This window comes from Sphingomonas citricola (assembly GCF_019429535.1).
GTDB classification, from domain to species: Bacteria; Pseudomonadota; Alphaproteobacteria; order Sphingomonadales; family Sphingomonadaceae; genus Sphingomonas; species Sphingomonas citricola.
In genome coordinates, this window is sequence record NZ_JAHXZM010000006.1 from 118,659 (window position 1) to 138,666 (window position 20,008).

Annotated in this window: 16 protein-coding genes and 1 tRNA gene; 8 read left to right on the forward strand and 9 right to left on the reverse strand. The window is 69.0% G+C overall.

Translation table 11 applies throughout. The features are described from left to right. Together KZ810_RS14770 and KZ810_RS14775 are read right to left on the reverse strand one after the other, a co-directional pair. Positions 1 to 936 (reverse strand): ubiquinol oxidase subunit II, encoded by a 936-nt coding sequence (locus KZ810_RS14770; RefSeq protein ID WP_308461566.1) that lies wholly within the window; start codon positions 934 to 936, stop codon positions 1 to 3. A 332-nt stretch (positions 937 to 1,268) separates the two neighbouring features. Next, positions 1,269 to 1,343, reverse strand: a tRNA-Thr gene (locus KZ810_RS14775). 87 nt (positions 1,344 to 1,430) lie between these two features. Between KZ810_RS14775 and KZ810_RS14780 the strand changes: the two genes are divergently transcribed. Further along, a complete protein-coding gene (locus tag KZ810_RS14780; protein ID WP_219769882.1) occupies positions 1,431 to 1,571 on the forward strand; it encodes a hypothetical protein in 141 nt (46 codons plus the stop codon). A 20-nt stretch (positions 1,572 to 1,591) separates the two neighbouring features. Here the strand turns inward: KZ810_RS14780 and KZ810_RS14785 are convergent, their stop codons facing one another. Then, complete coding sequence (locus tag KZ810_RS14785; RefSeq protein WP_219769883.1) at positions 1,592 to 3,391, reverse strand: aminopeptidase P family protein; 1,800 nt, start codon at positions 3,389 to 3,391, stop codon at positions 1,592 to 1,594. Between the two features lie 183 nt (positions 3,392 to 3,574). Here KZ810_RS14785 and KZ810_RS14790 point away from each other — a divergent pair, with 183 nt between their 5' ends. The 3 genes from KZ810_RS14790 (at position 3,575) to ppc (ending at position 7,374) form a co-directional block, all read left to right on the forward strand. Further along, the gene (locus KZ810_RS14790; protein ID WP_019515615.1) at positions 3,575 to 4,141 is read left to right on the forward strand and encodes an HNH endonuclease; all 567 of its coding nucleotides are present in this window, start codon (positions 3,575 to 3,577) and stop codon (positions 4,139 to 4,141) included. A 41-nt stretch (positions 4,142 to 4,182) separates the two neighbouring features. Beyond that, positions 4,183 to 4,629 (forward strand): hypothetical protein, encoded by a 447-nt coding sequence (locus KZ810_RS14795; RefSeq protein ID WP_219769884.1) that lies wholly within the window; start codon positions 4,183 to 4,185, stop codon positions 4,627 to 4,629. A 63-nt stretch (positions 4,630 to 4,692) separates the two neighbouring features. After that, on the forward strand, positions 4,693 to 7,374 hold the full coding sequence (ppc, locus tag KZ810_RS14800; protein ID WP_219769885.1) for a phosphoenolpyruvate carboxylase: 2,682 nt from the start codon (positions 4,693 to 4,695) through the stop codon (positions 7,372 to 7,374). Positions 7,375 to 7,460: 86 nt separating this feature from the next. Here ppc and KZ810_RS14805 read toward each other — a convergent pair whose 3' ends face one another. Both KZ810_RS14805 and pepN read right to left on the reverse strand, forming a co-directional pair. Next, a complete protein-coding gene (locus KZ810_RS14805; protein WP_219769886.1) occupies positions 7,461 to 7,958 on the reverse strand; it encodes a hypothetical protein in 498 nt (165 codons plus the stop codon). 257 nt (positions 7,959 to 8,215) lie between these two features. Further along, positions 8,216 to 10,822 carry an aminopeptidase N gene (gene pepN, locus KZ810_RS14810; RefSeq protein WP_219769887.1) on the reverse strand — a complete coding sequence of 869 codons (2,607 nt, stop codon included), beginning with the start codon at positions 10,820 to 10,822 and terminating at the stop codon, positions 8,216 to 8,218. Positions 10,823 to 10,969: 147 nt separating this feature from the next. Here pepN and KZ810_RS14815 point away from each other — a divergent pair, with 147 nt between their 5' ends. Both KZ810_RS14815 and KZ810_RS14820 read left to right on the forward strand, forming a co-directional pair. Further along, entirely contained in the window at positions 10,970 to 12,631 is a 1,662-nt protein-coding gene (locus KZ810_RS14815; RefSeq protein WP_308461567.1) for a M28 family peptidase, read from the forward strand. A 29-nt stretch (positions 12,632 to 12,660) separates the two neighbouring features. Then, positions 12,661 to 13,482: a Rossmann-fold NAD(P)-binding domain-containing protein gene (locus KZ810_RS14820; RefSeq protein WP_219769889.1), complete on the forward strand. Its 822-nt coding sequence runs from the start codon at positions 12,661 to 12,663 to the stop codon at positions 13,480 to 13,482. Here KZ810_RS14820 and KZ810_RS14825 read toward each other — a convergent pair. Beyond that, entirely contained in the window at positions 13,392 to 14,315 is a 924-nt protein-coding gene (locus tag KZ810_RS14825; protein ID WP_219769890.1) for a DMT family transporter, read from the reverse strand. The two genes, KZ810_RS14820 and KZ810_RS14825, sit on opposite strands and share 91 nt — an antisense overlap. A gap of 148 nt (positions 14,316 to 14,463) precedes the next feature. Between KZ810_RS14825 and KZ810_RS14830 the strand changes: the two genes are divergently transcribed. Further along, positions 14,464 to 14,904: a glycine zipper 2TM domain-containing protein gene (locus KZ810_RS14830; protein WP_219769891.1), complete on the forward strand. Its 441-nt coding sequence runs from the start codon at positions 14,464 to 14,466 to the stop codon at positions 14,902 to 14,904. 58 nt (positions 14,905 to 14,962) lie between these two features. On the opposite strand, the gene KZ810_RS14835 is transcribed toward KZ810_RS14830, so the two are convergent. From KZ810_RS14835 to KZ810_RS14845, 3 genes are all read right to left on the reverse strand, one after another. After that, on the reverse strand, positions 14,963 to 15,964 hold the full coding sequence (locus KZ810_RS14835; RefSeq protein WP_219769892.1) for a threonine aldolase family protein: 1,002 nt from the start codon (positions 15,962 to 15,964) through the stop codon (positions 14,963 to 14,965). 42 nt (positions 15,965 to 16,006) lie between these two features. Beyond that, on the reverse strand, positions 16,007 to 17,068 hold the full coding sequence (locus tag KZ810_RS14840; protein ID WP_219769893.1) for a sodium:calcium antiporter: 1,062 nt from the start codon (positions 17,066 to 17,068) through the stop codon (positions 16,007 to 16,009). 124 nt (positions 17,069 to 17,192) lie between these two features. After that, entirely contained in the window at positions 17,193 to 19,352 is a 2,160-nt protein-coding gene (locus KZ810_RS14845; RefSeq protein ID WP_219769894.1) for a transglycosylase domain-containing protein, read from the reverse strand. Between the two features lie 90 nt (positions 19,353 to 19,442). Here KZ810_RS14845 and KZ810_RS14850 point away from each other — a divergent pair, with 90 nt between their 5' ends. Then, positions 19,443 to 19,922: a YaiI/YqxD family protein gene (locus KZ810_RS14850; RefSeq protein WP_219769895.1), complete on the forward strand. Its 480-nt coding sequence runs from the start codon at positions 19,443 to 19,445 to the stop codon at positions 19,920 to 19,922. Positions 19,923 to 20,008: the final 86 nt, after the last annotated feature.

A 20,008-nucleotide genomic window follows, 5' to 3' on the forward strand; every position in this document is an offset into this window, starting at 1 on the left:
TCAGGGCGCCTTTCGCGTCACGGAATGGTCATGCGGGTGCGCCGCGCCGCCGGTCGCGGCGACGATCCGGTCGAACAGGCGCGGCGGCACGGTGGAATATGTCTGCGGCGCGCTGGTCCCCAGGCGCGACAGCGCCGCCCAGGCAGCCTGGTCGAGCGGTCGATACGCGAGGTGCGCGCGCGCCAGCCAGCCGGCGTAAGCGGCGGGGGTCATACTGACGACGGGGAATTGCTGGCGCGCGAAATCCTTGCCGCTGAACTGCGTATTCTCGCCGTGATAGGTGCCGGGGCGATCGGCGGCGAAATTCATCCGCGTCCGCATCCCCGCCATCGCGTAGACCTGTCCGGCGAGTTGCGGCAGCAGCAGCGACTGCATCACCGTGCCGCTGGTCAGCGACAAATGCACCGGGCGGCCGGCGGGGACCGCCAGCTGGTTGACCGTCGCAACGCCTTCGTCGGGGTAGATGAACACCCATTTCCAATCGAGCGCGATCGCCTGCACGCGGACGGGCGTGCCCCGCCCGGCCTGGCGGGTATAGGGATCGTCCTTCTGCGTCGCCGGCCACAACAGGAACGCGAGCAGCACGACGATGCCAATCGGCGGGATCCAGATGAACCCTTCGAGCGGCCAGGAGAATGCCCATTTGGGGCGATAGGCATGGTGCGTGTTCGACAGCCGGTAATGCCAGGCGATGACGGGGGCGAGCACCACGATCGGCACCCAGACGAACAGCAGGATGCCGCAGACGATGATGAAAAAGTGCCGCTCGTGCGCGGCGACCGGGCCTTGAGCGTTCAAAATGCCGTGGTCGAGCGCCGCGCACCCGCCCAGCAGCGACAGCGCAACGATCGCGGCGAGCGTTCGCGCCCGAGCCGCGAGCGGGGCCATGCGGCGGCGCAGCGGTGGTGCTGATCGATGCGCCGGCGTGGCAGCCACACGAACTCCTGTGTCGACGCGGCGACAGGAGGTCGGCGACATCGTCTGTGCTGTCTACATGCCCGCCGACCGATAGCAACCGCGCGCAATCGCGGGATCGTCGGTGCGGACGATGGTTCGCACGGTGGGCCGCCGACGTCTTGGCCGGAGCGTTCGGTGGGAATGTCGAGAGCGGGCGATCCTGCCGATCACTGGGGGAGCTGGCGTTCAACGTGCCGGCTGATCGTCGATCTACCTATAGCCCGCGTGATCGGACGAGCCGCTTTTCTCGGTCGTCTTGTGGAGACCGTTCCCAGACACCGTCGGACAACGGAGGGTGATCAGGGGAAAAATGGTGCTGCCGGTGAGGATTGAACTCACGACCTCAGCCTTACCAAGGATGCGCTCTACCACTGAGCTACGGCAGCACTCGCGTCGCGTCGGCGACGGGAGGGCGCCTAAGAGCGGTTCGGCGCGTGATTGTCAAGGCGCTATCGTCGCGGTAGCGCACCGGCATGAATAAACCCGATGATCGCGCCGCACGGCTGGCCGAGCAATTGCGGGCCAATCTGCGTCGTCGCAAGGCGCAGGCCCGCGCCGGGCGCGAGGAAACCGCCGCGCCCAATCCAGACGAACCGCGCCGCACGCCCGACTGACGGCGACGCGGGGTGTTTGGTCACCCGGCGATCGGGGCGCATTTCTCCGCGAGCCACGCACGATCGTCGTCGGGGAGGACGGGGCCGAGCGTCGCGGTGACAGTCGCGTGATAGGCGTCGAGCCACGCCCGCTCCTCGTTCGACAGCAGCGCCGCGTCGATCAGGTCGCGCTCGATCGGAGCGAGCGTCAGCGTCTCGAACGCCAGCATCGTCGCCTCGCCGCCGGGCAGGTCGCGCTCGACCACGAGCAGCAGGTTCTCGATCCGGATGCCGTATTCGCCCGCCTTGTAATAGCCGGGCTCGTTGGACAGGATCATGCCGGCGCGAAGCGGCTCCTGCGGGCCGCCGCCGGGGTAGGTCGGCTTGGCGATGCGCGCCGGCCCCTCGTGCACCGCGAGGAAGCTGCCGACGCCGTGCCCGGTGCCGTGCGCGAAATCGAGCCCCGCGGCCCACAGCGGCAGCCGCGCGAGCGCGTCGAGCTGCTGTCCGCTGGTGCCGGGCGGGAAGGTCGCGGTGGCAAGCGCGATATGCCCCTTCAGCACGCGGGTGTAGCGGTCGCGCATCTCCGCGGTGGGCGTGCCGACGGGCACGACGCGGGTCACGTCGGTGGTGCCGTCGAGATACTGGCCGCCCGAATCGATCAGGTAGAGCTGGCCGGGCTCGATCGCGAGGTTCGATTCCTCGGTGACGTGGTAGTGCGGGATCGCGCCGTGCGGGCCGGTCGCGGAGATGGCGTCGAACGACAGGTCGCGCAATTCGTCCGTTTCCTCGCGGAATTGGTGGAGCCTCGCGGCAGCAGACAACTCGGTCTGCCCGCCCCTGGGCGCCTCCGCCGCGATCCAGCGCAGGAAACGCGTCAGTGCGGCGCCGTCACGGATGCTGGCGGCGCGATGGCCGGACACTTCGGCGTCGTTCTTGGTCGCCTTGGGAATGATCGTCGGATCGCGCACCGGCAGCGCAATGCCGCCGCCCGCCTCGACCGCGTCGAAGATCGCGGCGACCGCGAGCGCGGGGTCGATCGCGACGCGCTTGCCCGCGAACCGGCCGAGCGCGGGCGCGAAATCGGCGCGGTCGTGGACGCGCACCGCATTGCCCAGATGGTGGTGCACCGCGTCGGTCATCTTTTCGGGGGCGACGAAGAGGTCAGCGGTGCCGTCGGCGTCGACGATCGTGTAGGCGAGCGCGACCGGGGTGCGCGACACGTCCGCCCCGCGCACGTTGAGCAGCCACGCGGTTGAATCGAGCGCGGGGATGACGACCGCGTCGGCCCCGACCTCGCCGAGCCAGTCGGCGACGCGCGCGCGCTTCGCCGCCGAGGTTTCGCCCGCATGATCGTCACGGTGAACGCTGAGCGGTGCGGGCGAGGGGGCGGGGCGGTCGTGCCACACCGCGTCGACCGGGTTTGCCTCGACCGCGACGAGCGTCGCGCCCCTAGCGGCGAGCGCGCCGCGCGTGTCCTCGACCCAAGCGCGCGTGTGGAGCCACGGGTCGTAACCGACGCGGGCGCCCTCGCCGACGTGGCCCACGAGCCAGCTGGCGACGCTGTTCTCGGGCACCGCGACATATTGCCACTCGTCGCCCGACACCTGCTCGCGCACCTGGATCGTGTAGCGGCCGTCGGTGAAGATCGCGGCAGCGTCGGCCAGCACCGCCGCGGTGCCCGCCGATCCGCCGAACCCGGTCAGCCAGCCGAGCCGCTGCGCGTAGGCACCGACATATTCGCTCATATGCTCGTCAGTCAGCGGCACGACGAAGCCGTCTAGGCCCTGTCGGCCGAGCTGTTCGCGCAGGGCGGTCAGGCGGGCGGAGTGGATCGACATGGATATTGTCCGGAAGCTGCGGGTTGATGAAGCGCCATGTGCCAGACGGAGCCCCGTTGCGCCACGCCGCCGGTCATTATTCGCCGCGCCCGTCGAGGGTTGACCGCGCGAAAGCGGCTCTGTCATCATGCGGTCATCCCCGCTCGGCACAGCGGGCACGAGCGATGACTAGGGGGATCTGACGTGTTCCATCCCGATCTGATGCGCCATCCGGACTCCTGCCCGACGCTGGTGCTGAACGCCGATTATACGCCGTTGTCCTATTATCCGTTGAGCATCTGGCCGTGGCAGACCGCGATCAAGGCGGTGTTCCTCGACCGCGTCGACATCGTCGCGCATTACGAACGCGAGGTGCACAGCCCCAACCACACGATCAAGCTGCCGTCGGTGATCGCGCTCAAGCAGTTCGTGCGGCCGTCGCAATTCCCCGCCTTCACCCGGTTCAACCTTTTCCTGCGCGACAAGTTCGAATGCCAATATTGCGGGCACGGCCGCGACCTGACCTTCGACCACGTCATTCCGCGCGCGCAGGGCGGCCGCACGACGTGGGAGAATGTCGTCACTGCCTGTAGCCCATGCAACCTGAAGAAGGGCGGGCGCACGCCCAAACAGGCGCACATGCCGCTGTTCCTCGAGCCGATCCGCCCGACGAGCTGGCAGTTGCAGGAACACGGGCGCCGCTTCCCGCCCAATTATCTCCACGCGACGTGGCGCGATTGGCTCTACTGGGACGTTGAGCTCGAAGCCTGAGGTAGGGATGCGTCGGGCCGGCGTCGATCAAAGGGAGCATGATGCGGATATTGCTGGTTGGCGGGTGCGCGCTCGCACTGGTGGCCTGTTCGGGCAAATCGGCCGACGAGAAGGCGATGCAGAATGCCGAGCTCGCGAATTATACGCCGCCCTTCGTCATGTCGCGGCTCGATTTCGGCGGGGTGATCGAGCGGCGGTTCCGCCGGCTCGACACCAACAACGACGACAAGCTCGAGCCGAGCGAGATCGCGCCGAAGAACCGCGAGCGCGTGATGAGCTACGACACCAACAAGGACGGGTTCGTCAGCGTCGAGGAATGGGGCCGCGGCATGCTCGCGCGCTTCGATGCGCAGGACCTCAACCACGACGGCACCGTGACCAGCGACGAACGCGAGCGCGCGCGAGAGATGAACGACAGCGACCTGCCGACGCCAGCGGACGAGCCCGCGAACGCGACGGCCGCCGCGGGCAGGGCCGCCGCACGCTGACTTCCGTACCACAGGCGCGGATCGACGGTTGACCGCGCCCGTGGTGCGACGCAGCATGGCGTCATGAGCCTTCCCCCGATCACCAACAATCCCGATGTCCGCTACCTCGGCCGCGTGCTGGGCGACGTCATCCGCGCTTATGGCGGGGAGAAGCTGTACGAGCGGACCGAGGCGATCCGTTCCGCCTCGGTCGAGCGGCATCGCGGCGGCGAGGGGTCGCCCGACGCAGAACTGGGGGCGCTCGACCTCGACGAGACGCTCGATTTTGTGCGCGGCTTCATGCTGTTCTCGATGCTCGCGAACCTCGCCGAGGACCGGCAGGGGTTTGCAGCCGAGAAGGGTGCCGACATCGCCGCCGCGCTCGAGCGGCTGGCGGGCGAGGGGATCGACCGCGCGGCGGTGATCGCGCTGCTCGACCATGCGCTCGTCGCGCCGGTGCTGACCGCGCACCCGACCGAGGTGCGGCGCAAGAGCATGATCGACCACCGCAACCGGATCGCGCAATTGATGGCGATGCGCGACCGCGGAGTCGAGGCGACGCCCGAGGGCGATCTGGTCGACGAGGCGATCGTGCGGCAGGTCGCCTTGCTGTGGCAGACGCGCGTGCTCCGGCGCGAACGGTTGTACGTCGTCGACGAGGTCGAGACCGCGCTCAGCTATTTGCGCGACGTGTTCCTGCCCGTCATCCCCGCGCTCTATCAGCGCTGGGACCGCGCGCTCGGGGTTCGCGTGCCGTCGTTCCTGCGTCCGGGAAGCTGGATCGGCGGGGACCGCGACGGTAATCCGTTCGTCACCGCCGATTCGCTTCGCACCGCGCTGGCGCGCGCGTCGGAGGCGGTGCTGGGCTTCTACCTCGACCAGCTCCACGCGATGGGGCAGGAATTGTCGATCTCGACCAACCACGCTGCGGTCGACGACGCGGTGCTGGCGCTGGCCGGGGCGAGCGGCGACGTGGCGGAGAGCCGCAGCGACGAGCCGTACCGCCGCGCCTTGTCGGGCATCTACGCGCGCACCGCGGCGACGTTCGCGAAACTGGTTGGCAAGCCCGCGCCGCGGCCGGGGGCGCTGAAGGGCGAGCCGTACGCCGATCCGGCGGCATTGCGCGCCGATCTGGTCGCGATCGCCAAGCCGTTGTCGCAGGGGGGCGACGGGTTGCTCGGCAGCGGTGGCGCAATCGGGCGGCTGATCCGCGCGGTCGACGTGTTCGGCTTCCATCTCGCGACGCTCGATCTGAGGCAGAACAGCGCGGTGCACGAGCGCGTCGTGGCGGAAATGCTGCGCGTCGCGGGGGTGTGCGACGATTACGCCGCGCTCGACGAGGCGGCGCGGGTCGATCTGCTCAAGCGCGAACTCGCCAGCCCGCGCCCGCTCACCTCGCGCTTCGCCGCTTATTCGGAGGAAACCGCGGGCGAGCTGGCGATCGTCCAGGCGGCGGCCGACGCGCACCGTGCCTACGGCCCGGCCTCTATCCGCCAGTATATCGTGTCGATGTGCAAGTCGGTCAGCGACCTGCTCGAGGTGCATCTGCTGCTCAAGGAGGTCGGACTCTACCGGCCGGGTGCGCCGGCGCAGGCCGACGTGATGGCGGTGCCGCTGTTCGAGACGATCGAGGATCTGGAAGCCGCACCGGGGGTGATGACCGACTGGTTCGCGATTCCACAGGTCGCTGCGATCGCGTCGGCGCGCGGCCATCAGGAAGTGATGATCGGTTATTCCGACAGCAACAAGGACGGCGGATACCTGACCTCGACGTGGCAATTGTCGAAGGCGTCGACCGCATTGAAGCCCGTGTTCGAGGCCGCGGGGGTGGGGATGCAACTGTTCCACGGCCGCGGCGGCGCGGTCGGGCGCGGCGGCGGATCGTCGTTCGCCGCAATCCGCGCGCAGCCGCCGGGCACCGTGCAGGGCCGCATCCGCATCACCGAACAGGGCGAGGTGATCGCGGGCAAATACGGCACGCGCGAGAGCGCGATGACCAATCTGGAGGCGATGGCGTCGGCGACACTGCTGACCAGTCTAGAGCCCGCGCCGCTGTCGAACAGCGAGAACGAGGCGTTCGGGGCCGCGATGGATCGCATCTCCGACGCGGCGTTCCGCGCCTATCGCGGGCTGGTGTACGAGAATGATTTCGGAGGAGGGGGCGGCTTCCGCACCTTCTTCCGCCAGATGACCCCGATCGCGGAGATCGCGGGATTGAAGATCGGCAGCCGCCCGGCGAGCCGCAAGCAGTCGGACGCGATCGAGGATCTGCGCGCGATCCCCTGGGTGTTCAGCTGGGCGCAGGCGCGCGTCATGCTGCCGGGCTGGTACGGCGTCGGACAGGCGCTGGCGGGCTTCGAGGACCGTGCGCTGCTCAAGGAGATGGCGGAGGCGTGGCCCCTGTTCGGCGCGACGCTCGCCAACATGGAAATGGTGCTGGCGAAATCGGACATGGGGATCGCCCAGCGCTACGCCGCTCTGGTCGAGGACGCCGCCTTGCGCGACCGCGTGTTCGGGCGCATCCGCGACGACTGGCATTTGACCCGCGACCAGTTGCTCGAGGTGACGAGCCAGACGCGGCTGCTGGAGAAGCACCCCGCGCTCGACGCGTCGATCCGGCTGCGGCTGCCCTATATCGAGCCGCTCAACCTGCTCCAGATCGAGCTGATCAAGCGCAACCGCGCGGGCGAGGACGATGCGCGGGTGCGCGAGGGCATCCTGCTGTCGATCAACGCGATCGCGACCGCGCTGCGCAATTCGGGGTGAGGGCGGGCGCCCTATGCGGGAGGGGGAACTGCTCACCTTCCCTAGCGACAGCAGCGATCGTTTCCTCTTCAGCGTGTAATGGTCGGTCAGCTGCGATGAATACCGCACCGCTCCGTCCACTCGATTGGGAGCACGTTGACGGCGGCATTGGGCGGAATTTTGTAGAGGTCCATCACCCGATAGCTCCACCCGTAGGGCGTGCATCGTTTCAGCGCCGCGGCATGAAGATCGAATTGCTCCTCACGCGGCGCAATGCGGATCGACCGAAAGAACGAATGATCGATGAGCGCGTCCGGTGCGAACTGGGCCAGACGCGATGCGCGGAGATGATCGACGTAGATCGCGATCGACACGACCGACAGGGTCATCACGATCAGCACATATAGCGGAGCCGTGATCCGTAAGGAGCAGGGCATCAAGAAAATCGCCGTCGACGCCACCGCGATGGTCAGGAGCCACGATCGCCACGCGATGCCGAGCCTGTCTGGCCAAAGCAACAAGTCGACGACAGGCGACAGAAGGTCACCACACCAGATGATAGCCATCAGGCAATAGGCGCCGAGCGTCAGCGCTGCAATCTTCACCATCCAACTACTTCCGGTCGCGATATCGAGGGACGCCCAACGTTCTTCACGATTCGAATTGTGATGTAGAAAGAGAATCTCAGCTACGGGGAACGTTGTTGGTCCCTTGGCGCGCTGAGGCCCAGCCGCGTCAAAAGTCACAAACGTCACACCCCTACGCATGCGCGGGCGCGCGCGTCTGTATCCGGCGGGGTCAAAGAGCGCCGCTGCGGTGGCATGCGCGGGGGCGTGTAGGACAGCCCCCGCGCGTCTGCGCCTCAGCCCTCGAGGCTCTTTGATGCCTGCTCGAACAGGTCCTTCGACAGCCCCGGATGCGCGACGATGCGTTCGAGTTCGGCGCGCATCAGGGGGGCGCGCGTCGGGTCGAAGCGGCGCCAGCGGCCCAAGGGGGGCAGCAGCTTCGCCGCGGTCTGCGGGTTGAGCGCGTCGAGCGCGATCAGCTGGTCGGCGAGCCAGCGGTAGCCCGCGCCGCCCTTCGCATGGAAAGCGCGCTGGTTGACCCCGAACGCGCCGATCAGCGAGCGCGCGCGATTGGGGTTGGCGAGCGAGAAATCGGGGTGGCGCGCGAGTTCGGCGACGAGCGCGGGGGTGTCGTCGCGCGACGACAGCGCCTGCGTCTGGAACCATTTGTCGAGCACCAGCGAATTGCCCTGATAACGCTGGTAGAAGATGTCGAGCGCGGCGTCGCGCTCTTCCGAATGGCCGCTGACGAGCGTGGTGAGCGCGCCCTGGCGGTCGGTCATGTTGTCCGCCTCCGCGAATTGCGCGTAGGCGAGCCGCGCCGCATCGTCGGCGCCGGACGCGGCGAGGTAGCCGAGCGCGACGTTGCGCAGGCGGCGCAGGCCTTTGTCCTCGGGCGTATAGGCATAGGCACGGCCGCTGCCCGCCGCATAGGCGGTGCGCCACTGCGCCTCCAGTTCGCGGCCGAGATCGGCGCGCAGCGCCTCGCGCGCGGCGTGGACCGCATCGGGATCGACCGTGGAGAGCTGGTCGCCGATGAACCCTTCCGATGGCAGCAGCACCGCCTCGGCGACGAAGGCGGGGTCGAGTTCGGGGTTGTCGAGCGTGTCGGCGACCGCGGCGATCACCGCGGCGTGATCGGCCCGCCCCTCGATCGTCGCGGCGACGAGCGTGTCGAGCATCAACTGCTGCATCGCCTCGTAGCGCGCGAAGGGGTCGTCGTCATGGCGCGCGAGGAAGGCGAGGTCCGCGGCGGTGCGGTCGCTCTCGATCACGACGGGGGCGGAGAAGCCGCGGTTGAGCGAGACGATCGGGCGCTCGGCAATCGTCTCGAACGTCACGCTGGCGCTCGCGTCCGACAGGATGACGAGCTGTTCCTCGGTGAGCGCATCGCCCGTCTCGGCACCGAACAGGCGGATCTTGAGCGGGAGCACCTGCGGCTGCTTGTTCGACTGGCCCGGCGTGTCGGGCACCTTTTGCGCGAGGTTGATCGTCGCGCGGCCCGAGCCCGCCTCGTGTTCGAGCGACACCGACACGCGCGGGGTGCCCGCCTGCGAATACCACAAACGGAATTGCGACAGGTCGATCTCGCCCGCTTCCTCCATGCAGGTGACGAAATCCTCGCAGGTGGCGGCGGTCCCGTCGTAGCGGTCGAAATACAGGTCGGTCGCGGCGCGGAAGCGCTGCTCGCCCAGCATCGTCGCCATCATGCGGATCAGCTCCGCGCCCTTGTTGTAGATCGTCGCGGTGTAGAAATTCGAGATTTCGAGATAACGCTCGGGCCGGACCGGGTGCGCGAGCGGGCTCGCGTCCTCGGGGAATTGCCCGGCGCGTAAGCCCCGCACATCCTCGATCCGCTTGACCGCGGCCGAACCCTGATCGGCGGAGAATCCCTGGTCGCGGTAGACGGTGAAACCTTCCTTGAGGCTCAACTGGAACCAGTCGCGGCAGGTGATGCGGTTGCCCGACCAATTGTGGAAATATTCGTGCGCGACGACCGCGGCGATCGCGTCGTAATCGTAATCGGTCGCGGTATCGGGATCGGCGAGGATGTAGCGGCTGTTGAAGATGTTCAGCCCCTTGTTCTCCATCGCGCCGAAGTTGAAATCGTCGACCGCGACGATGTTGAACACGTCGAGGTCGTATTCGCGGCCGTAGACGCGCTCGTCCCACGCCATCGACAGCTTGAGCGCGTGGAGCGCGTGGTCGGTCTTGGCGAGATCGGCCTCGCGCACCCAGATGCCGAGTTCGACCGCGCGGCCCGAGCGCGTGGTGAACGTGCCGCGATTGACCGCCAGATCACCCGCGACGAGCGCGAACAGGTAGGATGGCTTGGGATAAGGATCGTGCCACTCGGCCCAGTGGGTGCCGTCGTCACCGTCGCCCGCAGCCACCGGGTCGCCGTTGGCGAGCAGGACGGGGAAGCGCGCCTTGTCCGCGCTCATCCGGACGGTGTAGGTCGACAGCACGTCGGGGCGGTCGGGGAAATAGGTGATGCGGCGAAAGCCCTCCGCCTCGCACTGCGTGCACAGATTGCCGCCCGACGCGTAGAGCCCCATCAGCTGCGTGTTGCGCTCGGGTGCGATCTCGACCTCGGTCTCGACCACGTGCGCGTCGCCGGGGAGCGGCAGGACCAGTTGCTCGCCCTCGATCCGCCAATCGTTGACCGCGACGCCGTCGACCGTGACCGACAGCAGCTTCTGCCCCGCGCCGTCGAGCACGAGCGGCAGGTCGTGGCCGCCCGACCGCTCGACCGTTAGCCGCGCACGGACGCGGGTGGTGGCGGGATCGAGCGCGAAGTCGAGCGCGGTTTCGGGCACGGTCCACGCGGGCGCGGTATAATCCTCGCGGCGGATCACGGTCGGCGCGGCGGGGGTGAGGGCGGCGTTCATGGCATCGAGCATGCCCGACCCTATCATCGGCGAGCGCCAAGGTTCCATAGCCAAGCGCGTCCGAGCAATCGGGAGCCCCGATGGAGGCCGCGACGTACCGCGGGGTTGCGCGCGCGGGGTGCGCTGCTACGCGAGGGGGCAATGAGGAGAGGAACAATCGTGAAATATCTGCCGGCGGCGTCGCTCGTCCTGTGGCTGGGGGCGGCGCAGGCGCCGCAGACGCCGGTCGCAGCCCCGACACCGCCGTCGCCCGCATTGTCCGCGCCGCGCGAGAACCCGACGCCCGCGCTGCGCGCGGTCGCGCCGCGCAATGCGCAGGAGGCCGCGATCCGCGCGCACGTCGCCTATCTCGCCTCCGACGCGCTTCAGGGACGCGAGGCGGGGAGTGCGGGGTTCGACACCGCTGCCACTTATGTTGCGCAGCAATTCGCCGCGGCGGGGCTGAAGCCCGGTGCGGACGGCGCGTTCCTGCAACGCGTGCCGTTGATGAAATATCAGGTCGCGGGCGAGGCGCGCGCGGCGATCAACGGCGCGGCGCTCAAACCGGGCGAGGATTTCGTGGCGGCGGCGAACCCGCAATCGGCGCGCACCGACGTGGGTGCACGCGTGGTGTTCGTCGGGCAGGGCGTGTCCGCACCCAGCCGCGGCCACGACGATTACGCCGCCGTCGACGTGCGCGGCGCGATCGTCGCGCTGGTCGGTGGCGCCCCCGCCGACATGCAGAGCGAGGAGCATGCCTATTTCGCGAGCATGCGCACCAAGCTGCAGGCTGCCGCCGCGCACGGCGCGGTCGGCGCGGTGCTGCTGGCAGGGGGCGCGAAAAAGGCGCGGCCGATCCGCGCGGGCGGGGTGCAGTACGGCTGGGCGACGCCCGAGGGCACCGCGTTTGCGCCCGGCGTTCCGCTGCTCGGCACGCTGACCGATGCCGGCGCGCGCAAATTGTTCGCGGGCGCCGGCATGACCTGGGATCAGGCGCGCGCCGAGGTGAACGGGAAGCAATCATTCCCGCCCGCCGCACTCGCCACCACGCTCAAGATCGAGAGCGCGACCGCGTTCACGCCGGTCGCTTCGTCCAACGTCGTCGGCGTGCTGCCCGGCACCGATCCGGCGCGGCGCGGCGAGGTCGTCGTGCTGTCGGCGCACCTCGACCATATCGGGGTCAGCAAGACCCCCGACGCCAGGGGCGACCGGATCAACAACGGCGCGCTCGACGACGCGATCGGGATCGCGAGCCTGATCGAGGAAGCGCGGCGGTTCCAGCAGCGCGGTGCGGGGAAGCGGACGATCGTGTTCCTCGCGGTCACCGCCGAGGAGAAGGGGCTGGTCGGCAGCGATTATTTCGTGCGGCACCGGCCCCGGGGTCTGGAGAATATCGTCGCTGACGTGAACCTCGACATGCCGGTGCTGACCTACGCGTTCAGCGACGTCGTGGCGTTCGGCGGCGATCGCTCGACGTTAGGCCCCGTGATCGCGCGCGCGGCGCGAGGCGCGGGCGTCGTCACCTCGCCCGATCCGATCCCCGAGCAGACGATCTTCACGCGGTCGGACCATTTCCGCTTCGTCGAAGCCGGCGTGCCGTCGGTGTTCCTGTGGCCGGGGCTGAAGGGCGAGGGCGCGCGCGCCGCGTTCGAGGACTTCATGAAGAACCGCTACCACCAGGAGGGCGACGAGGTGGACGCAGGCATCATGTGGGATCAGGCGGTGCGCTTCGTCGACATCAATTACGCGATGGCGCGCGAGATCGCCGACGCGCCGACCAGTCCGGTATGGAACAAGGGCGATTATTTCGGCACCGCGTTCAAGGGGCCGATGGCCCGGTGACGGTGCGGTGATGGTGTGGTGAGGACGGAATGACGCTGTTCGTCTTTGGGCTCGGTTATGCCGCGCGTGCCGTCGTCGCGGCGGCAGGCGGCGTCGCGATCGGCACCACGCGCGACGGGCGCGGGGGCACGATCTGCTACGACGATGCGGCGGCGGTGCGCGCGGGGCTGGCGGCGAGCGACCGGGTGCTCGTCTCGATCCCGCCCGACGCGGACGGCGACCCGGTGCTGCGCGATTACGCGGATCTGCTGGCGGATAAATGGGTCGGCTACCTGTCCTCGACCGGCGTCTACGGCGACGTCGGCGGCGCGTGGGTCGACGAGAGCGCGCCCGCCGACCGTGGACGGCGGCCCAGGCGCAACGCCGCCGACGCGGCGTGGCTGGCGCGTGGCGCCCATGTGTTCCGCCTACCTGGCATCTACGGCCCCGGCCGGTCGGCGCTGGAGCGCGTCGCGGCGGGCGAGGCGCATCGCACCGGCCTCGTGACCCAGGTGTTCAGTCGCGTCCACGTCGACGATATCGCGTCGGGCGTCGTCGCCGCGTTCGGCGCACCCGCGGGGGCGTATAACCTGTCCGACGACGAGCCCGCGAGTCAAGACGCGGTGGTCGAATATGCCGCGCGCCTGCTCGGCGTCGCGCCGCCGCCGCTCGTTTCGCTCGATCAGTTATCGCCGATGGCGCGCGGCTTCTACGCCGAGAACCGGCGCGTCGCGAACGGCAAGGCGAAGCGCGTGCTCGGCTGGCGGCCGCGCTTTCCCGATTACCGGTTGGGCCTGCGCGCGGTCAGCGCGATGACCAGCCCCGCGCCCGCCAGCACGCCCCCCGCCGCCGCCAGCAGCGACCAGCGGTAACCCTCGAACACGGTCGACAAGAGCATCGCGATCACCGGCACGATGACGCTGTTATACGCCGCCTTCGCCGGGCCGATCGTTCGGATGATGCGGAAATAGAGCGTGAAGGCGAGCGCGGAGGCGGCGAGCCCGAGGTAGAGCACGCCCGCGACATAGCTCGGCCGGGGATCGAACACCGGCGCGCCGACGGTCGCGAGCGCGAAGGCGGCGTCCAGCGCGGCGCCGAGCAGCATCGCCACCGCGAGCATCGGAATCATCGGGTAGCGCGCCGCGGTCTTCGTCGCCTGCATGACGTTCGCGACCGAGGCCGACAGGATCGCGCAGCCGGTCAGCGCGATGCCGATCAACGCCTCGCCCGGCCCATTCGGGTCGCTGCGCGCCTCCTGAACGAACAGCAGCGCGACCCCCGCCATCGCGACCGCGGAGCCCGCGAGCAATTGCCGCCCCATCCGCTGCCCCAGAAAGAGGCGCGCGAACACCGCGTTCGGCACCAGCAGTAGCGCGAACACGACCGAGACGAGGCCCGAGGTGATGTGCTGTTCCGCACGGTAGACGAAGTTGAAATTGCACACGAATTGCGCGAGCCCGAGGACGGCGGCGAACATCCACCCGGTGCGATCGAACGCCAGCCGCTCGCCGCGCGTCTTCGCCACCACCGCCAGCGCGATGCCCGCCACCGCGAAACGGTACGCGACCGACCAGCTCGGCGGCACGACCGCGCCCGCCAGTTGGTCGCGGATCACGATCCACGTCGATCCCCAGATCAGCAGCACGATCGTGAACGGGATCAGCACGCTCGCGCGTGTCGACTGCAGTGGGGGGGCGGTGGACATGATCCGCGCGCCGTATCAGATCACGCGCGCCGCGCCATGCTGAACGATCGATAACGGGCGCGTTCAGCGATCACTCAAGGCGAATCGGCGACAAGCTCATCACCGACGCAGCAATACCGCCGCGCCGCGTCAATGAGTGGAGCAGCAGATGCTGAAGACGCTTTCGATCGCCGCCGGAACGCTGGCGATGGGTATCACGTCGTTCGCGCCGATGGCGGCGCAGGCGCAGGGTTATTATCGCGGCTACGACGATCGCGGCTACAGCCGGGCGTATAACGACGATCGCTACCGCGACCACGACCGCGCCTATGCGCGCGCCGATCGCGACGGCTGGAACCAGGGTCCGCGCTATTACGAGACCGATCGCCCGCGTTATTACCGCAACACGCGCGATTATCGCTACACCGATCGCCGCTGCCAGAACGGCACCACCGGGACGGTCGTCGGCGCGATCGCGGGCGGATTGCTCGGCCGCGTGATCGATCGCCGCGGTGACCGGACGCTCGGTACCGTGCTGGGCGCTGGTGCGGGTGCACTGGCGGGCAATGCGGTCGAGCGCGCCGACAACCCGGGTTACTGCCGGCGCTGACGCGGGTGCTGCCGCCGTGGTGCGGGGAGGGCGGGCGACCGTCCTCCCCGTCGCCGCGTCACAAGGCGGCGATCGCCTCGGCGAGCGGGCGGATGTCGTCGGCGCGCTGGTCCCATGAGACGACCAGCCGCGCCTCGCCGACGCCCCAGTCATAGAAATCGAACCCCTTCGCGCGCAGGCCCGCCGCCTCGTCGGCGTTAACGCGCAGGAATACCTCGTTGCCGTCGACCGGGTGGATCAACCGCTCGCCTGCGGCCTGCGCGATCATTCGCGCGCCGTCGTTGCTCGCGCGCGCGCAGTCGAGCCACAGGTCGTGGTCGAGCATCGCGAGGATCTGCGCGGCGAGATAGCGGCCCTTCGACAGCAGCAGCCCCGCGCGCTTGCGGCGGAACACGGTCGCATCGGCAAGTTCGGGGCGGAAGAAGACCAGCGCCTCGGCGTTCATCCCGCCGTTCTTTACGAACCCGAACGACAGCACGTCGACCCCGCCGCGCCACGTGAGATCAGCGGGGCTCGCACCCGTCGCGACCACCGCGTTGGCGAAACGCGCGCCGTCCACGTGGAAGTGCAGGCCCCGCGCGCGCGCCACCGCGCCGATCGCGGCGACCTCCGCGGCGGTGTAGGCGCGGCCGTACTCGGTCTGGTTGGTGATCGAGATCGCGCTCGGTACCTGTTGGTGGATGTCGTAGCGCTGGACGCTCAGCACGGCCTCCAGCGTCTCGGGCGTCACCTTCGCGCCGTCGCCGTCGGCGAGCAGCAGCTTCGCACCGTGGGTGTAGAATTCGGGTGCGCCGCATTCGTCATTCTGGATGTGCGCGTCGCGGTGGCAGACGACCGAGCCGTGCGGCGGGCAGATCGCGGCGAGCGCGAGGCAATTGGCCGCGGTCCCGCTCGGCACCCAGAAGGCGCGGACCTCGGTCTCAAACGTTTCTGACAAACGCGCGTCGAGCTGTTTCGACCAGCGGTCGCCGTCGTACGCGGTGTCGAGCGTGTCGACCTGAGCCAGCGCACGCATCACGGCGGGGTGAACGGGGGCGGCGTTGTCGGAGAAGAAGCGCATGATCAGCGCCTTGGGTCGCGTACGCGCGCAGGTCAACCGGCCTCAGCCGTGCGTCGCGATCGCGAACAGTCCGGCCACGCCCAGTGCATAAAGAACGAGCACCGCGAGCGAATCAACGCCCATTCGCCACACCAGCCGGCGCGGTCGGAAAATCAGCCCGGCGGCGTAGACGCAGGTCAGCAGGATGCCGAGCCCGGCGAGGTAGATGTCGCTCGCCTGCGCGCTTGGCAGCACCGCCTTGCCCGACACCACCACCGCGAGCAGGAAGAGCACGGGCAGGAAGGCGTTGCCGCCGAAGATGTCGCTGATCGCGAGCTGGTAATCCTTCATCCTGACCGACGTGATGCCCGTCGAGAGTTCGGGCAGCGATGTCGCGGCAGCGAGCACCGTCGCGCCGAACAGCACGCCCGACAGCCCGATATGGTCGGCGATCGCGTCGCCGCTGCGTTCGAGCAGCACGCCCGCGACCAGCGTGGCGAGCGCGGCCGCGCCGAACACCCAGAAGACGCGGCCGGTGTGTGCAGCCCCGGCATCCTTCTTTTCCTGCGAGTGGCCCTTTGGCTCTTCCTGCGTGTCGGGCGCGTCGCCCGCGCTATCGTGCCACGGTAGCCCACGGCTGGCGCGGCTCGAGAGCCACAGTCCGCCCAGCCACAAGGCGGCAATCGCGAGCGCGCCGGGGGTTACCCGGAATGCGATCAGGTCGCCGGGCAATTGCGTCGCCATGATCGCGACGATTAACACCGCGACGACCAGCACTGCCTCGATCACCAGACTGAGGCTCGCGGCGCGATAGGTGAGCGCGGCGCGCTCCTTCATCGCCATGTCCATGAAGACGAGCACCACCGTCTGGATCGCGATCCCGCCCAGGATGTTGCCGACCGCGACCCCGATGTTGCCGCTGGCCGCCGCGCTGACGGTGATCGCGATCTCGGGCAGGTTGGTCGCAACCGCGAGCACGACGATCCCGCCCAGCGCCTTGCCGAGATGCAGCCGCGTGGCAAGGACATCGGTCGTGTCGGCCAGTTTGACCCCCGCGACCCAGATAACGCCCGCCGACGCGGCGAAGATCAGGAGCAGGATCGGGAGTGATGCGTGCGCGAACATGGATGCCCCTTCGTCGGCCGCGACCGCTACGGCGGACGGGTAACGTGCGGGCCTGCATCAAGGTTCGTGCACGTCGCCGATCTGACGATGTCGACGCTATAAGCGTCGTTCGTCCTGACGCTGTCTATTCCTCGCCGCCGTCCTGGTCGTCGTTGCCGCGGCGATCCTCGCGCGGGGGTGGCGGCGGGCCGCGGTCGCGCGGGCCGACGATCAGCGAGCCGTCGTCCGACTGGCGGATGTCGACGCCGAGATCGCGCAGGCGGTCGGCGGTCTGGTCGACCGCGCCGCCGATCAGGTCGCCGACGGGATCGCCGTTGCCAATCGCGGCCTCGGGATCGATCGCATTCTCCTCGACCACGACGGGCTTCACGACGGGCTGGATGTTCAATGCCGACTGCATGAAATTGCGCCAGATCTGCGCGGGGATCCCGCCGCCGTGGAGGCCCGGATTGGGCGAATTGTCGTCGTTGCCGACCCACACGCCGACCACCAGATCGCCCGCGAAGCCGATGAACCACGCGTCGCGTCCCGATTGCGAGGTGCCGGTCTTGCCGTAGCCCGGCACCGACAATGCCGCCTGCCGCCCGGTGCCGCGGATCGAGGAGGAGAGGAGCGACAGCATCGCCGCGCGCTGTTCGTCGGGCATCGTCTTCTGCCCGCCGGTCAGCGACTCGAACCAGCCCTTGTTGCCCGCGGTTTCGCGCAGGCCGTGCGCCTCGACCGGGTAACGACCGTTGGCGATCCCGGCATAGGCCGCGGTCAGCTCGAGCAGCGACACTTCGGAGGTGCCGAGGCCGATGGTCGCCTCGTTCGCGATCGGGGTCGAGATGCCGAGGTCGCGCGCCGCCTTGATCACCTGCCGCACGCCGACCTGCTGCGTCAGCCGCGCGGCGGCGACGTTCGACGACCGCGCGAACGCGCGCGCGAGCGTGATCTCGCCCAGGTAGCGGTTGTCGTCGTTCTTGGGCTTCCACCCCGCGATCTCGACCGGCTCGTCCTCGACGGTCGAGGCGGGGGTCATGCCGGCGCGGATCGCGGCCAGATAGACGAACAGCTTGAAGGTCGAGCCCGGCTGGCGCTTGGCCTGGGTCGCGCGGTTGAACGGCGAGTCGGCGTAGCTCTTGCCGCCGACCATCGCGACGACTTCGCCGTTCGGGCGCATCGCGACGAGCGCGGCCTGCGCCTTTTTCAGCCCCGCCTGCCGGATCACGCGCTCTGCGGTCGCCTGCAGCTTGCGGTCGAGCGTGGTCTTGACCTTGGTCTCGTCGCGGATCTCGCCGGCCTGGTCGCGCGCGCTCGGCAGCACCCAGTCGGCGAAGTACGTGCCGGTGGGGACGCTCTGCGCCGATTTCGCGAGCACGCGCTGCGGTTGCACCGCCTGTGCCTCGCGGTGGGTGAGGAAGCCTGCATCCTCCATCGCGCCGATCACCACCGCCTGCCGCTTGCGCGCGCCCTCGAGGTTGCCGGTGGGGGCGAGGCGGGAGGGCGCCTTCACCAGCCCGGCGAGCATCGCCGCCTGTCCGACGTTCAGGTTCTGCGGGCGGCGGCCGAAATAATGCTGCGAGGCGGCGGTCAGGCCGTAGACGTTGTCGCCGAAATAGACGTTCGAGAGATAGCGCGACAGGATCTCGTTCTTCGACAGCCACGCCTCGAGCCAGAAAGCGATCGCGACCTCGCGAATCTTGCGCGCGGCGGTGCGGTCGGAATCGAGGAAGGCGTTCTTCGCGAGCTGCTGTGTGATGGTCGAGCCGCCCTCGCGAACCCCGCCGCCGCGCATGTTGTGCCACGCAGCGCGCGCGATGCCGCGCGGGTCGACGCCCCAGTGCGAGAAGAAGCGCCGGTCCTCGATCGCGACGAACGCCTCGCGCACGTGCGGCGGCAGCGTGGACGCATCGACCGGCGCGCCGATGATCGCGCCGCGCCGGGCGATCGGCTGGCCGCTGGCGTCGGTCAGCGTGATCGACGGCGGTGTCGGCGGCTTCAACGATTGCGACAGGGGCGCGGTGACCGCGAGCCAGATCACCGCGAGGATGAACAGCACGATCCCCGCGGCGGTGCCGCGCACCAGCCACTTGCCCCAGCGGATGCGGCGGCGGCGGCGCGGCGGCCCGTCGCCGCCGCCGCCTCTGCCACCGTCCCCGCCATATCCCGGCGACGGATCGTCCTGCCACGCGTCGAACGACGGCAGCGGTTGCGCGGGGGGCGGGGTGGGGCGCCAGGGATCGCGGGGCGCGTCGGCCGGCGCATGATTGTACCGGACGCGGCCTGAGTCGTATGGGTCCATGTCTTGTCCGGTGACTTACAACGATATGACACTTGCCGCAAGCCGCGGCGCGATCGGAGGCAATAGCGTGATGTGGAAGCGAGCGGAAGGATGAGCGCGGGCACCGCCGCCGCGGTCACAATCCTGGTCGATGCCGACGCGTGTCCGGTCAAGGAGGAGATCTACCGCGTCGCCTATCGTACCGGCGCGGGCGTGGTGGTCGTCAGCAACCAGTGGCTGCGCGTACCGGCGCATCCGCAGATCCGCCGCGTCGTGGTGGGTGACGGGTTCGACGCCGCCGACGACTGGATCGCGGACGAAGCGAACGCGCGAAGCATCGTCGTGACGAGCGACATCCTTCTCGCCGACCGCTGTTTGAAGAAGGGCGCGAGCGTGCTGGCGCCGACGGGCAAGCCATTCACCACCGGCTCGATCGGTGGCGCGATCGCGACGCGCGCGATCATGGCGGATCTACGCGCGGGCGGCGATCAATTGGGCGGGCCCGCACCGTTCGCGGCCGCGGATCGCTCGCGATTTCTGAACGCGCTCGACGCGATGCTGGTGAAGGTGGCGCGCAGCCGCCTCGCGTAACTTTTGTTATCCAAGCGTTGACAGTCGATCGCCGGCTGGTCCAGTTTCGCGCCCACGGTGACGCCAGATCGCCGCTGAGAGAGGTG